This is a genomic window from Veillonella parvula (genome assembly GCF_032472435.1).
GTDB lineage: Bacteria > Bacillota > Negativicutes > Veillonellales > Veillonellaceae > Veillonella > Veillonella parvula_N.
Map to the genome: position 1 here is coordinate 478,184 of NZ_JAWEGM010000001.1, position 14,826 is coordinate 493,009.

Genomic DNA, 14,826 nt, shown 5'->3' on the forward strand with positions numbered 1-14,826 from the left:
TCATATATTATGAGTCATAACACAGATTCCGCTTATATTCGTATATACCCATGCGGTTATTGAACAAATATATGAACGGATACAACAATTTATAAACAATAGGCGCTAAGGACAACATACTTCTTGTAAAATTAATCAGTCCAGTTTGTTTAAGTTTAGGATTCATAATTACAATTTCATGACCATCCTTAGTTCCCCATTGAAAAGTAACATCCATTTTACTGAGCATATCATGTTGTTTACTACGTTTTGCCACGTAAGGAGAAATCATATCAAGATATAAGGTAAATTCTTCAAAAGAATCAGTCAGTAAGCCTAAGAATTGCTTCATTTCATCCAGTGTAAGATACATAACTACCCCTTCACTAACAAGCAATAGTTTTCGGCCATTTATCTCAATATTTTTAGTCCACAATTCATCAGTTATAGAGCTCACTACGTTATGTACTCGTTCATGAGGCTCAAAAAATTGTGAACGTGCCTCAATCACTCCGGCAAAATCGATATTATACCAATCAATATAACCGTTGTCGACTCGATAAAACATAGTATCTAAACCGGCACCTAATGATACGACGATACAATCTGGATAAAGAGATATAAACTTTCGTATCTCATTATCGATAACTTTAGCCCGTCCTAAAATGCCATAATAGGACATCTTAACATCTTTAAATTGATCAAAATCATACTCAATCTGATTTATAATCTCCAAGGATTTTTTATCCTTCAAAACGGATTGTTCAGACTCGTAATCTTTCGCTCTCGCATATAGTGTCAATAATGCCGTTTCGCCTACAGCGTTTAAATCAAGTTTCATAGTTACACCTTCTTTGTAAAAATACAAAATGTAAATGGTGTTCATACCTATGAATGTCTTCAAAATACAACTTTTATATTATTCTATTATTATAACACATATGATTTCTAATCAGCATCTATGGTAAAAAAGAACATCGCCACCACATGTTTAGCAAACTAATTTTAGATAAAAAATCTAACCTTAGAGTTAACATAATAGTGACGAGTTCTTTTTTGATTCTAATAGTTTATTTTAAAATACTACCATAACAAACCCATGTTTGAGCTTTATCGATATGAGCTGGTACAGTTTGACCAATTGATAGGGAGTCATCCTTAGGGAATAAAACCATTTTATTACCAGATGTACGACCGAACCACATATCTTCATCACGAGGACTTGGTCCCTCTACAATAATATCAAATACTTGTCCTTCCATAGGTTTATTTAATTCATAAGAGATTTCATTTTGTACATCCATCAATGTTTGTAAGCGAACGCGCTTAATCTCTTCTGGAATTTGATCATCCATAGTTGCTGCTGGCGTTCCAGATCGCTTAGAGTAAATGAACGTATACGCCATGTCATAACGCACATCTTTTAATAATTGTAATGTAGCTTGAAAATCTTCCTCAGTTTCTCCTGGGAAACCTACGATGATATCCGTAGTCACCACCACATCTTTTATTTTTTCACGGCAATAAGAAAGCAATTCTTTATAATGCTCTACCGTGTAATGACGATTCATTTTCTTTAAAATACGATTGGAACCAGATTGAATAGGTAAATGTAAATGCGTCACAATATTGGATGACCTACCAAGAGCATCAATCATAGACTTACTCATATCTTGAGGATGACTTGTCATATAGCGAATACGTTCTATACCAGGAATACCATCAAGAGCATCAACTAATGTACCAAAATCTGTACCATCTTTAAAATCTAGGCCATAAGAGTTTACATTTTGCCCCAATAAAGTGATCTCTTTAAATCCTTTAACCCCTAGGTCTGTAACCTCTTTAACAATGGCCTCTACAGGTCGGCTAATCTCTCTACCACGTACATGGGGAACAATACAATAGGTGCAAAATTTATTACAGCCATTCATAATAGGTACCCATGCATAAAAAGAGCCATTTGGTTTTGCCTCTAATTCAGGTAATACAGTGTTATCCATATCTACGCTGATTTGATGCGTATGTCCATGTTGTACTTCTTCAATCATCTCGTTAATATGTTGAATATTATGAGTGCCTAATACAATATCAATATGAGGAGCTCGTTTAAACATTTCTGCTTGATTTTTTTGAGCCATACATCCTGTGACGGCGATAATCAAGTTTTTATTATTACGTTTTAGTCTTTTTAGCTCACCTATACGCCCATAAACTTTAGTTTCTGCATTTTCACGCACTGCACAAGTATTTAGCAGAATTAAATCTGCAGTTTCAACATTCTCTGTTGGTATATACCCAACAGATTCCAGCTGATGCGATAATCGCTCAGAGTCGGCAGTATTCATTTGACAACCATAGGTGTAAATATAATAAGACTTCATTCTAACTCCTACACTTTAACAATCTTACGTTTTGTTTCAATAATATTCTTAACTTTAATGGACATGCGTTCAATAGACATGCCGGTAATATATTCAATTTCATTGCGAACAGATTTTTGTACCTGTTGCATCAACGGTTTAACAGGATATCCATGTTCAATAACTACAGCCATATCAACAACAAGACCGTTTTGACCTTTGTCGCTTTTTTTAAAAGAAATTATACTGGTCTCATCGACACCAGCTACTTTTTTTAACCCATTTCTAATCAATTTAATAATTACTTCATCGTCAAAAGTGAGTCGACCATAGTAGCTAAAAGCAGGACGTACAACAGAACGTTCAAATCCTTCAGAACCAATTTGACCTAAGGTATCTTGATCTTGTTTTTTCAAAGTCCTGCGGCGCCACATGGTTTTGATTGGATCGATCAAATACCCCCTAAAATGTGGCTTTAATTCCATAGTCGGCACAGGAATTATATGTTTACCCTCTTTAAGACGTGCATGTTGTGCCTTTTCAATTTCCTTAGGTGTTGCAACATCTTCTATACGAATATATCGATCAGGTTCTTGTAAGCCTAAAGCTTTAGTAATCTTCTTAACCATATTATCAGAAGTGCCGATAATCATAAGCTTATTAGGTTTAATCTTATCTAATTGTTCTCGTACGGATTTAACTTGTACTTCGTCTTGAAAAATAGCACGACGAACAGCTTTTAAACGACTAGACTCTTTTTTTGCAGAAAAGCCAGCTACAATTTTATTATCATGAATCAAAATACCATCATCGATGATACATTCAATTTTATTTTCATGAGCAACTACGAGGGCACGATGACTTTTACCTGTGCCACTACTACCAACAAATGCAACGACTTCCATAGCCTACCTCGTCATTTATAACAAACTAATAAATTCTGATACATCCTTACCAGATACTAAGTAATCACCAAATCTATCAGGTTTCTTGCCTACAATACCATGGTAATCAGAACCACCAGTAATAAATAGCTTATGCTTTTTAGCGAATTCTTTATATCGCTCCACATCATCATCATTATGCTTTGAGTGATATACCTCCATACCATCAAAATCATAATCTAACATTTCCAACACATATTCATCACTGGTAACCAATTTAGGATGAGCCATAACAGCAAGTCCTCCAGCTTTATGTATAATATCAATAATATAAGGAACCTCTACTTTTACCTTAGGAACATAGCAAGGACTATTTTTTCGAAGAATACCTTTAAATACATCATTAATATCCTTGGCATAACCACCATCAATTAAAAGTTTACCAATATGTGGGCGACCATAAGCTTTAGTATCAGGAAATTGTTTAATGAGCTCTTCTTTTGTAATATAATATCCTTCATTGTTACAACGACGAATAATTTCATCGATACGTTCTTCACGTTTTCCTTTAAAAAACGTAATAAAATCGATTAAATCTTTATTATTTTCATCAAAACAATATCCTAAAATATGAATTGACTTATCTTTATAATCAGCACTAAATTCACAGCCATTTACGATTTTAATAGATTCATTAGGATCCAACTCTTTTTGAGCAACACGCAATGCTTGAAGACCGTCTATTTCATCATGATCGGTTAAAGCCATCATAGATACATTACAGTCTATGGCATGTTGCAATAGATCTTTAGGTGTTTCAACACCATCTGAAAAGATGGAATGCATATGAAAATCTACAAGCATATAGCACCTCCATTCCAAATATTCTATCATTTAATTATGACTTATTTAATCTATTAATTCAAGTTTAGAAAGAAAAATTGCGACCCTAATGAACTTTCACTAGAATCGCAATTCTATTATAAGTCTTGAAGCAATTCTGTTACTTTATCAGCTACAGAATCAATAGCACATGGAAGAGCTTCTCCAGACTTACGGATTTGAATTTCTACTTCGTTATTCTCAAGAGTATTTTTACTTACTGTAATGCGAAGTGGATAACCAATCAAATCAGCATCTTTGAACTTAACACCTGCACGATCTTTACGATCATCTAACAATACATCTACACCAGCATTTTGTAATGCAGTATAAATAGTTTGACTAGTAGCCATTAATGCTTCGTCTTTTGCATTAATTGGGACAATAACTGCTTCAAATGGAGCAATAGAACGTGGCCAAATAATACCATTTTCATCGTGATATTGCTCAATAGCAGCAGCTAGTGTACGAGATACACCGATACCATAGCAACCCATAATCATTGGATTAGGACGACCATTTTGATCTAAGAATGTAGCTTGTAATGCTTCAGAATACTTTGTACCCAATTTAAATACTTGACCCACTTCGATGCCTTTAGCATGTTCTAGAGCGCTACCACATTTAGGACACACATCGTCCTTCGTGATCAAACGAATTGGAGCAACAATAATGTCTTCTACATTAAAATCCCGTTTTGGATTGATATTAACATAATGAGCATCTTTTTTATTAGCACCACCACAAACATTGTAAGTTTCCATAACAGATTCATCAACAACGATAGCAAATTCATCTGTTTGTTGTAATCCTACAGGACTGATAAAGCCAGCTGTTAAACCTACTTTTTCCAATTCTTCAGGGGTAGCCATCTCAGGCTCTACAGAGCCAAGTACGGCATGTTGTACAGCGACTTCATTTACTTCATGGTCACCACGAACAATGGCTAATACCACTTTACCATCAATAGAGAACACTACAGCTTTAATAGTTTTATGTAGTGGTAAGTTTAGCATTTCCGCAACAGCTTCAATAGTGCTAGCATTAGGAGTATCTACAACGGATAACTCTTGAAGAACTTCTTCATCCTGTTTTATGATGCCAGGCTTACCAATTTCGATATTGGCAGCGTAATCGCATTTAGTACAATATACGATATCTGCTTCACCAGCTTCAGCAATGGCCATGAATTCATGCGTACCACTACCACCGATTGCACCACTATCAGCCTCTACTGGGCGGAATGTAAGACCACAACGTGTAAAAATACGTGTATATGCATCGTACATAGATTTATAGGATTCATCTAAACCCGCTTCATCTACATCAAAAGAATAAGCATCTTTCATAATGAATTCACGGCTACGCATCAAGCCATAACGTGGACGGCGCTCATCACGGAATTTACTTTGAATTTGATATAAGTTGACTGGTAATTGACGATATGAGTTAATCTCATTTTTAACGAGGGTTGTAATCATCTCTTCATGTGTTGGTCCTAGACAAAACTCATTATCATGACGATCATTGATACGCATCATTTCTGCGCCATATGCCTTCCAACGGCCAGACTCTTTCCAAATTTCTGCAGGCTGTAAAATTGGCATCATAATTTCTTGAGCACTAGCACGATCCATTTCTTCACGTACAATAGCTTCAATCTTTTTAATACTTTTCCAACCCAATGGTAAAAAACTATATAAACCATTTGCAGTTTTACGCATAAAACCAGCGCGAAGCATAAGCTGTTGGCTTACTACATCAGCGTCAGATGGAACCTCACGCAATGTAGGTGCATATAATTTAGTGGCTAACATAAAGACTCCTCATCTAAATTTTCTAAATATTGGTCAATTTCTCTAAACAATGTATCTACTAATTCAGCTTCTGGTACAGTCTTAATAACTTTCCCTTTACGGAAAATAATACCTTGACCATCACCACCAGCAATACCAAAGTCGGCCTCACGCGCTTCCCCTGGACCATTTACAACACACCCCATAACGGCAACCTTAATAGGCGCTTTTATGGATGCTAGACGTTCTTCTACAATACCAGCCATATCAAATAAATTTACTTGGCAACGACCACATGTAGGACAAGATATCATAGTGGCCCCAAAATTTCTTAATCCTAAGCTACTTAAAATACTTCTACCTACTTCAATTTCGTGAATTGGATCTCCAGTTAAGGATACCCGTAATGTATCACCAATGCCATCGAGCAATAATGCACCAATCCCCATAGCAGATTTAATAGTGCCTTGTTTAATAGTACCAGCTTCTGTTACACCTAAATGTAACGGATAAGGAATCTTATCAGATAACTTACGATATGCTTCCACCATTAGAGGTACTTCCGTTGCTTTAATGGATAATTTCATTTGACGATAATCGAGTTTTTCTAAAATTCTTACGTGTTCTAAAGCTGTTTCAACCATACCATCCGCTGTAGGATGTCCTCCATGAGCATCGAGAATATGCTTTGGTAAAGAGCCTGCATTAACACCAATGCGAATTGGGATTTGTTTAGGTTTTGCCTTTTCAATAACGGCTAAAACCTTATCTTCACCACCAATATTTCCTGGATTAATGCGCAATCCATCAACATTATTTTCAATAGCTTCTAAAGCTAATCTATAATCAAAGTGAATATCGGCGATCAAAGGAATTGAAATGCCCGCTCTAACAGCCTTTAAAGCCTTTGCAGATGCCATTGTAGGAACGGCGACACGAACCAGTTCACAACCAGCCTCTGCTAAATGATTAATTTCTGCAATTGCCTTCTCTGTATGTACTGGATCCGTAGTAATCATAGATTGAATACTTACCGGTGCATAATCGCCGATTTTAACTGTACCTACATAGATACCATTTGTTGGTTTACGTACAATCATTGTAATCTCCCATCTGTCTTATAGTAAACGGAAAATATCCTGCGTTGTTACATATAAGAATAATGCTACCATTAAGGCAACCCCAACCATTTGTATATACATAAGAGCTTTAGCAGGTAATCTACGGCCTGTTATAGCTTCCGCCAAGATAATAATCAAGTGACCACCATCTAAAACAGGTAATGGTAAAAGATTAATAACCCCTAAGTTAATACTAAGGAATGCAGCAAAACTTAATAGTGGTGCAAATCCTGATTGTGCAATAGTACCTGCCATTTGGGAAATTCCTACTGGACCAGATAATTCGGCTGCTTGTGTGCCACGAATCATATCGTAAATCCCACTGACCATAGCAACAATAGTTTGCCCCGTCCGACTAACAGCAAGGCTCAAAGATTCACCAATACTATAAGTTTCACGAGTAAAGCTAGGGTAGATACCAATCTTAGGACTATCTTGTTCCATTTTAGGTATTACCGTAGTCTCTATAGTTTGTCCTTCACGCTCTACAACAACAGTTACACCATGGTTTGCTGTGCCTTGTAAGCTAGGACGAATATCATCCCAAGTACTAATTTTTTTACCATCAATCGTAATAATTCTATCGTTAGCTTCTAAATGAGCCTGTTCTGCAGAACTACCCGCAATAATGTTACCAATTACAGGTTCATTTGTATATGTAAGATTTCCTACAGTCACATTTAGGCCAAAGAAAAGTACAATGGCTAATATAAAGTTAAATACAGCCCCTGCAGAAATAACAATAAATTTTTTCCACGCAGGTTTATTATAAAAGGAGCGCTCATTAAGAGGCTCGTCAGGTGTCATACCAGCAATACGATTAAATCCTCCAAGAGGAATTATACGAATAGAATATAAAGTTTCCCCTTTTTGTACTTTAAATATGGCTGGACCAAAACCTATAGCAAATTCATCAACTTGCATACCTGACATCTTAGCTGTAATAAAATGGCCTAATTCATGAATAAACACAATTAAACCAAATACAAATATTGTGGCTAATGCCGTAATCATATATTCTCCTATAACATCAACGATGTTGCCTTTTCACGGGCCCATCTATCGATGGATAATAAATTATCTAATGTAAAATCATCTTCTGGTCCCATAGATTCAAGAACAGAAGTAACGACTTTATAAATATCACCAAAGGCGATTTTATCTTCTAAAAAGGCATATACTGCCGTTTCATTAGCTGCATTAAATACAGCAGGTTTAAATCCACTAGCACGTCCCACCTCATACGCAAGTCGAAGTGCAGGAAAATCGTCATACCGTGGAGGTAAAAACTCCAATTGTAGTGCTTGACTAAAATCAAGATGATTCATACTTAAAACTTCACGTTTGGGATACGTCAAAGCATATTGAATGGGCTCGCGCATATCTGGATTACCCATTTGCGCTAATATCGCACCATCCTTCATACGTATCATAGAATGAACAATACTTTGAGGATGTACTACTACATCAATATGATCAAAATCAAAACCAAATAACCAATGAGCTTCTATTACCTCTAAGCCTTTATTGAATAAAGAGGCAGAGTCTATAGTTATTTTATTACCCATATTCCAGGTAGGATGTCGCAAACAATCTGCAGCAGTTGCAGTTTGAATTTTACTAGAATCCCATGTGCGTAAAGGTCCACCAGAAGCAGTGACAATTAAAGAATCAACATTGTCACGTTTCTGTCCTTCTAAGCACTGAAATATAGCACTATGTTCACTATCGATAGGTAGGATTTGCACGCCATGTTCTTTAGCTAAAGCCGTAATTAATGAACCTCCAGCAACAAGAGTTTCTTTATTAGCAAGACCTATAGTCTTCCCTTGTTTTATAGCTTCCACTGTAGGCTCAATTCCCGCAGCACCTACAATAGCAGTAACAATCATTGTTGCTTCTTGAATTGTAGCTGCTGCAATGAGGGCTTCCTTACCACCTATCAATTTTGTAGGACCTGTATAGCGTGCTTGTAATTCTTTAAAAGCACCTTCATCTACAAGACCAGCCACCAAAGGTTTATATTCTTTAATCTGATGTTCTAAGAGGTCAATATTATGATGTGCCACTAAGGCAACCACCTTGAATTGATCTGGATGTTGAGACACCACATCAAGCGTCTGTGTACCGATTGAGCCAGTACTGCCGATAATACTTAGGTATTTCATAAGTGTACCTCTATAAAATTAGTACGAAAATAGCAATATATATACTAATGTAATGGGAGCCGCAAATAATAAACTATCAAAGCGATCCAATACACCGCCATGACCTGGTAATAATGTACCAGAATCTTTTACATTACATAGTCGTTTAATCTTTGATTCAAACAAATCACCTAATGGTGCTAATATACCGCTAATCATACCTACATGGATTCCCATCCACCAAGGAATGCCAACGATATACGAAAATACTGCACCTGTAAGGATACAGCCGATAAATCCACCAATAAAACCTTCTAGTGTTTTATTAGGACTAATGGATGGTACTATTTTACGTTTACCAAAAGCTCGACCTGAAAAGTATGCAAAGGTATCGCTAGCCCAAGTAGTAAACAATAATAACCAAAGTGTAATAGTGCCCCAGTTATATAGTTCAAAAGGCATTGATAAATCCATGTAAATTGAGTCATGACGAATCAAGAGTAATGAAGTCATACCCATACCAATATATAATAAACCAAATACACTAAAGGATACACTAGACATCGAGTACTTACTTTCACCAAATGTACACAACATATAATTGGCAAATAAACTTAATACTAAAATAGCTATAGCTATAATATACTGATGACATGCAAGAGCAATCATTAGCAATAAAATGCTAATATATCCCCATATAATGGATATCCGAACACGTTTAGCTTTACCAAGTAATACAAACTCACGCCACCCTAATAAAGCTAAAAGTGTAATTAGCACATCATATACTAATCCACCAAATGTAATGGCCCCTAAGGCAATAATAAAACCAATAACAGCGGTAATAACACGTGTTTTTAACATTTTTTATTCCTCATCACATAAGCCACCAAATCGGCGTTCTCGTTTCTGATATGCCGCCACAGCTTCAAGTAAAGTTTCCTTAGTAAAATCTGGCCAATGCAAATCGGTAAACCAAAATTCAGCATACGCTAGTTGCCATAACAAAAAATTACTAATTCTAAAATCACTACTAGGACGAATTAATAAATCTACATCACTAAACTCTTTAGTGAATAATTGAGAACTTACATATTCTTCAGTAATTTTGTCCATTGTAATAACGCCATCCGCAACGGATTTTACAATGTCGCGGATAGTTCTAACTATTTCATCACGCCCACCATAGTTAATCGCTAACTGTAATGTGAGGCCTGTATTATTCTGAGTTAATAATTCTGCATCTTGAATGATTTTTTGTAGGTTTTCTGAAAGCCCTCCAATAAAACCAATAAATCGAATGCGTACATTATGTTCATGCATATACTTAACATTATTATTTAAGTATTCTTTTATGAGAGACATAAGTAAAGAAACTTCCTGTTCAGGACGTTTCCAGTTCTCCGTGGAGAAACCATATACCGTAAGAGCTCTAATTCCGATCTCATCTGCGGCCATAACAATTTCTTTTAATACATCTGCACCAGCACGATGCCCCATGGAGCGCGGCATGCCTCTGCGTTTAGCCCATCGTCCATTACCATCCATAATAATAGCAACATGTTGTGGAATTATATTACGATCAATGACAGGCGTATCAGAACGTTTACGGTTAAATAATTTCTTTAGCATAGTCTACCTCGATAGAATTTCCGAAGTCGCTGGCAATCATTGGTCTATATAGTAGTATATGTAAGCACTCATCAACCTTTGTAATACGTGCCACATAAAATCCTTTATCTGAAATTTCAAAGAAGCGATTAAAGGATCCACCAATCATTACCTTAAAAGGAATATGGGCAGCCTGCAAACGAGACTTTGCAAGCTGCCATGGTATTCCAATAAGGCTATTAGAATCAAACATTATACTTCTAATACGTCCTTTTCTTTTACTACTTTTAACTCATCGATTTGCTTAACTTTAGCATCGGTAAGCTTTTGGATTTGATCTAAACCGTCTTTAGCATCATCTTCAGTAATCGTTTTAGCTTTCTCTTCTTTTTTTAATGCTTCATTTACATCGCGACGAATGTTGCGCACTGCAACTTTTGCATCTTCAGCCTTTTTATGAACTACTTTAACGATTTCTTTACGACGTTCCTCAGTTAATTGAGGAATACTTAAACGAATTTGTGCACCATCATTACCAGGGTTCAAACCTAAATCAGATTGTAAAATTGCTTTTTCAATAGCACCAATCATTGTTTTATCCCAAGGTGCAATCACAATCATGCGAGGTTCAGGCACGGAGATATTCGCAACTTGATTAATGGGTGATGGACTTCCATAGTAATCAACCATTACTTTATCAAGTAGTGCTACACTAGCACGGCCTGTACGAATAGATGCGAATTCATGTTTTAAAGCCTCAATAGACTTATTCATGCGGTCTTCTGCTTGTTGTAACAATTCTTTAATTTCCATATGAATTATTCTCCTCGAACAATGGTCCCTATTTCTTCACCTTTAGCAGCTTTTGTAATATTACCAGGAATATCCATGCTAAATACAATAATAGGAATATTGTTATCTTTACATAAAGTTGTAGATGTAGCATCCATTACTTTTAATTCTTTTGTGATAATCTCGTTATATGTTAATTCATCAAATTTAACAGCATTAGGATTTGTCTTAGGGTCAGAATCATATACGCCATCTGCAAATTTCTTTGCCATTAAAATAGCATCGGCTTCAATTTCAGCGGCCCGTAATGCAGCTGTTGTATCTGTAGAGAAGTAAGGTTTACCAAGGCCAGCACCGAAGATAACGATACGTTTTTTTTCTAAATGACGAATAGCGCGACGACGAATATAAGGTTCTGCAATTTCTTGCATTTCAATAGCTGTTTGAACACGTGTATCTACACCAGCTTGCTCTAATGCATCTTGCAATGCTAAGGAGTTCATCACTGTTGCTAGCATCCCCATATAGTCAGCAGTAGCACGATCCATACCTTGATTGCTACCAGCTAAACCTCTCCATAGGTTACCGCCACCAACAACAATCGCGATTTCTAAATCAGTGGATTTTGCTAAAGCAGCAATTTCTTTTGCAAATTCTTCAACAACATCAGGATTAATACCAAAACCTTGTTCACCTGCTAATGCTTCACCACTCAACTTTAAAACAATACGTCGAAACTTTCTTTTTGCCATATTTTTACTCCTCTATTGCAAAATAAGAGAACACTGTACGGTGTTCTCTTATTGTTTATTAATTATTTACCAACAGATGCCATTACTTCTGCTACGAAGTCATCTTGGCGTTTTTCAATGCCTTCACCTAAACCATAGCGAACAAAACGACGTACGTTGATGTTTTCACCGATTTTTGCAATACTTTCATTAATGATGTCTGTAACAGTTTTATCGCCATCTTTAATGAATACTTGTTCTAATAGGCAATTTTCTTTATAGAATTTTTCAATACGACCTGCAACCATTTTTTCTAAAACAGCTTCAGGTTTTGGTTTACGACCAGCTTTAACGTCTTCTTCAGCTTCTACTTTAGCTTGTTCCAATAATACTTGTTTTTCGTGTTCAATTACTTCAGTAGGAACTTCTTCACGGTTCAAGTATGTAGGATTTACAGCTGCAATTTGCATTGCGATGTCGCGTGCTAAATTTTGGAAATCATCAGTTTTTGCAACGAAGTCAGTTTCACAGTTAACTTCCACTAAAACACCGATACGACCACCAGCATGAATGTAGGATTGTACTACACCTTCAGCTGCAATACGACCAGCTTTTTTAGCTGCCGCAGCCAAACCTTTTTCACGAAGAAGGTCAACCGCTTTATCGATATTACCGTCAGTTTCAACCAATGCTTTTTTAGCGTCCATCATACCTGCGCCAGTCATGTCGCGCAATTCTTTTACCAAAGCAGCAGTAATTGCCATTATTTTGTTCCTCCTAGTATTAATTAAGGTAAGGATATAGTCCTTACCCCAATTATATATGTTATAGATTTATCTTTCAAATGCTAATACGACAACGATTAAGCTTTACCGTCTCGAACCATTTCTGCGGAATCAGCTACCATGTTATCTAATGCTTCTTCAAAGGATTCGCCTTGACGACCTTCAAGAACAGCGTCAGCCATTTTACCAGCCAACAATTTAACAGCGCGAATAGCGTCATCATTTGCTGGGATTGGGAAATCAACTTCGTCTGGGTCGCAGTTAGTGTCAACTGTTGCAACTACAGGAATACCCAATTTTTTAGCTTCTGCAATAGCGATTTTTTCTTTTTTAGGATCTACTACGAAAAGAGCACCTGGCATTTTAGGCATATCTTTGATACCGCCAAGGTATTTTTCCAATTTATCCATTTCATGACGAAGACCGATAACTTCTTTTTTAGGCAATACTTCGAAAGTACCGTCTTCTGCCATAGCTTCCAATTGTTTTAAACGTTTAATACGAGTTTCAATTGTTTTGAAGTTAGTCAACATACCGCCCAACCAACGTTCGTTAACGAAGAACATGTTAGCACGGATAGCTTCTTCTTTAATAGCTTCTTGAGCTTGTTTTTTAGTACCTACGAACAAGATTACTTCGCCTTGGGAAGCAACTTCACGCAAGAAATTGTAAGCTTCTTCTACTTTTTTAACTGTTTTAGACAAATCAATGATATAAATACCATTGCGTTCAGTGAAGATGAATTTCGCCATTTTAGGGTTCCATCTTCTAGTCTGATGACCAAAGTGTACACCAGCCTCTAATAATTGTTTCATTGATACTACTGCCATTGTGGCACCTCCTGTTAATTAACCTCCGCCGCTTCATCCTTCGGGTCACCCAAAATTAGGCACAGTACCGAAGTCCACTGACGTGCATATTTTTCATACCTAATAATTCTAACAAAAAATCATGGCAAAAGCAAGCAAGGAGTGAGGAATTCTTTAAGTATTCCTCACTCCTTATTTTAAATACATTCTCTTTCTTATTGATGTACGATCTTATGTTCAAATTTGAATTATAGAATATTATGAAAATATTTATTTAATTATTGCGAATGGATTCAATCATACTTGCACGATCTTCAACACCAAATACTGCAGAACCAGCAACTAAAACTGTAGCCCCTGCCCTTTTAATCGGTACACAAGTAATATCGTTAATACCACCGTCCACCTCAATGACTGCCGTTGAATTGTCTACTTCTTCTAACAATATCTTAGCTTGTTTAACTTTTTTTATGGCATTCTTAATAAAAGATTGTCCTCCAAATCCTGGATTCACAGACATAATTAAAATCATATCTAAATCTGCAGCTACATCTTCTAGTAGAGATACAGGTGTACTAGGATTCAATGCTACACCAGCCTTCATCCCACACTGCTTGATATGTTGAATCAAACGATGCATATGAGGTACAGTTTCTTGATGAAAAGTAAAATATTCTACACCAATTTTTGCAAATTCTTCTACATAATCACCAGGATTAGTAACCATCAAATGCACATCAAATGGTAATTTTGTATATGGACGAATGGCTTTCACAATGGGAGCACCAAAGGTTAGATTAGGAACAAAGTGTCCATCCATGATGTCGATATGTAATAAATCAGCCCCCGCTGCTTCAATAGATTTTAATTCCTCGCTTAACACCGCAAAATTTGCGGAAAGCATAGATGGTGCAATTTTTATCATA

General features: G+C 36.3%; 16 protein-coding genes. All 16 read right to left on the reverse strand.

All coding sequences use genetic code 11. The features are described from left to right. Positions 1-7: 7 nt before the first annotated feature. The 16 genes from E7A03_RS02185 to rpe all read right to left on the reverse strand — a co-directional run bounded on the left by E7A03_RS02185 (position 8) and on the right by rpe (position 14,825). Positions 8-820: a class I SAM-dependent methyltransferase gene (locus tag E7A03_RS02185; protein WP_287508919.1), complete on the reverse strand. Its 813-nt coding sequence runs from the start codon at positions 818-820 to the stop codon at positions 8-10. A gap of 229 nt (positions 821-1,049) precedes the next feature. Next, entirely contained in the window at positions 1,050-2,363 is a 1,314-nt protein-coding gene (miaB, locus tag E7A03_RS02190; RefSeq protein WP_287508921.1) for a tRNA (N6-isopentenyl adenosine(37)-C2)-methylthiotransferase MiaB, read from the reverse strand. 8 nt (positions 2,364-2,371) lie between these two features. Further along, positions 2,372-3,247 carry an Asp23/Gls24 family envelope stress response protein gene (locus tag E7A03_RS02195; RefSeq protein ID WP_004695710.1) on the reverse strand — a complete coding sequence of 292 codons (876 nt, stop codon included), beginning with the start codon at positions 3,245-3,247 and terminating at the stop codon, positions 2,372-2,374. A 15-nt stretch (positions 3,248-3,262) separates the two neighbouring features. Further along, a complete protein-coding gene (locus tag E7A03_RS02200; protein WP_012864320.1) occupies positions 3,263-4,090 on the reverse strand; it encodes a PHP domain-containing protein in 828 nt (275 codons plus the stop codon). A 116-nt stretch (positions 4,091-4,206) separates the two neighbouring features. Continuing rightward, entirely contained in the window at positions 4,207-5,925 is a 1,719-nt protein-coding gene (locus E7A03_RS02205; protein WP_287508924.1) for a proline--tRNA ligase, read from the reverse strand. Beyond that, complete coding sequence (ispG, locus tag E7A03_RS02210; protein WP_004695704.1) at positions 5,919-7,004, reverse strand: flavodoxin-dependent (E)-4-hydroxy-3-methylbut-2-enyl-diphosphate synthase; 1,086 nt, start codon at positions 7,002-7,004, stop codon at positions 5,919-5,921. Before ispG ends, E7A03_RS02205 begins: the two co-directional genes overlap by 7 nt. 18 nt (positions 7,005-7,022) lie before the next feature. Next, positions 7,023-8,039 (reverse strand): RIP metalloprotease RseP, encoded by a 1,017-nt coding sequence (gene rseP / locus E7A03_RS02215; protein WP_008600853.1) that lies wholly within the window; start codon positions 8,037-8,039, stop codon positions 7,023-7,025. 8 nt (positions 8,040-8,047) lie between these two features. Beyond that, positions 8,048-9,193 carry a 1-deoxy-D-xylulose-5-phosphate reductoisomerase gene (locus E7A03_RS02220; RefSeq protein ID WP_316073620.1) on the reverse strand — a complete coding sequence of 382 codons (1,146 nt, stop codon included), beginning with the start codon at positions 9,191-9,193 and terminating at the stop codon, positions 8,048-8,050. Positions 9,194-9,211: 18 nt separating this feature from the next. Then, positions 9,212-10,036 (reverse strand): phosphatidate cytidylyltransferase, encoded by an 825-nt coding sequence (locus tag E7A03_RS02225; protein ID WP_012864317.1) that lies wholly within the window; start codon positions 10,034-10,036, stop codon positions 9,212-9,214. 3 nt (positions 10,037-10,039) lie between these two features. Then, a complete protein-coding gene (locus tag E7A03_RS02230) occupies positions 10,040-10,804 on the reverse strand; it encodes an isoprenyl transferase (protein ID WP_008713849.1) in 765 nt (254 codons plus the stop codon). Further along, entirely contained in the window at positions 10,785-11,036 is a 252-nt protein-coding gene (locus tag E7A03_RS02235; protein ID WP_004697100.1) for a hypothetical protein, read from the reverse strand. The genes E7A03_RS02230 and E7A03_RS02235 overlap by 20 nt, the downstream gene beginning before the upstream one ends. After that, complete coding sequence (frr, locus tag E7A03_RS02240; protein ID WP_008713847.1) at positions 11,036-11,596, reverse strand: ribosome recycling factor; 561 nt, start codon at positions 11,594-11,596, stop codon at positions 11,036-11,038. Before frr ends, E7A03_RS02235 begins: the two co-directional genes overlap by 1 nt. 5 nt (positions 11,597-11,601) lie before the next feature. Then, positions 11,602-12,327 (reverse strand): UMP kinase, encoded by a 726-nt coding sequence (pyrH, locus tag E7A03_RS02245; protein ID WP_008713845.1) that lies wholly within the window; start codon positions 12,325-12,327, stop codon positions 11,602-11,604. 62 nt (positions 12,328-12,389) lie between these two features. Next, the gene (tsf, locus tag E7A03_RS02250; protein WP_004695689.1) at positions 12,390-13,070 is read right to left on the reverse strand and encodes a translation elongation factor Ts; all 681 of its coding nucleotides are present in this window, start codon (positions 13,068-13,070) and stop codon (positions 12,390-12,392) included. A 98-nt stretch (positions 13,071-13,168) separates the two neighbouring features. Continuing rightward, positions 13,169-13,921 carry a 30S ribosomal protein S2 gene (rpsB, locus tag E7A03_RS02255; RefSeq protein WP_004695687.1) on the reverse strand — a complete coding sequence of 251 codons (753 nt, stop codon included), beginning with the start codon at positions 13,919-13,921 and terminating at the stop codon, positions 13,169-13,171. A gap of 253 nt (positions 13,922-14,174) precedes the next feature. Continuing rightward, a complete protein-coding gene (rpe, locus tag E7A03_RS02260) occupies positions 14,175-14,825 on the reverse strand; it encodes a ribulose-phosphate 3-epimerase (RefSeq protein WP_012864315.1) in 651 nt (216 codons plus the stop codon). Position 14,826: the final 1 nt, after the last annotated feature.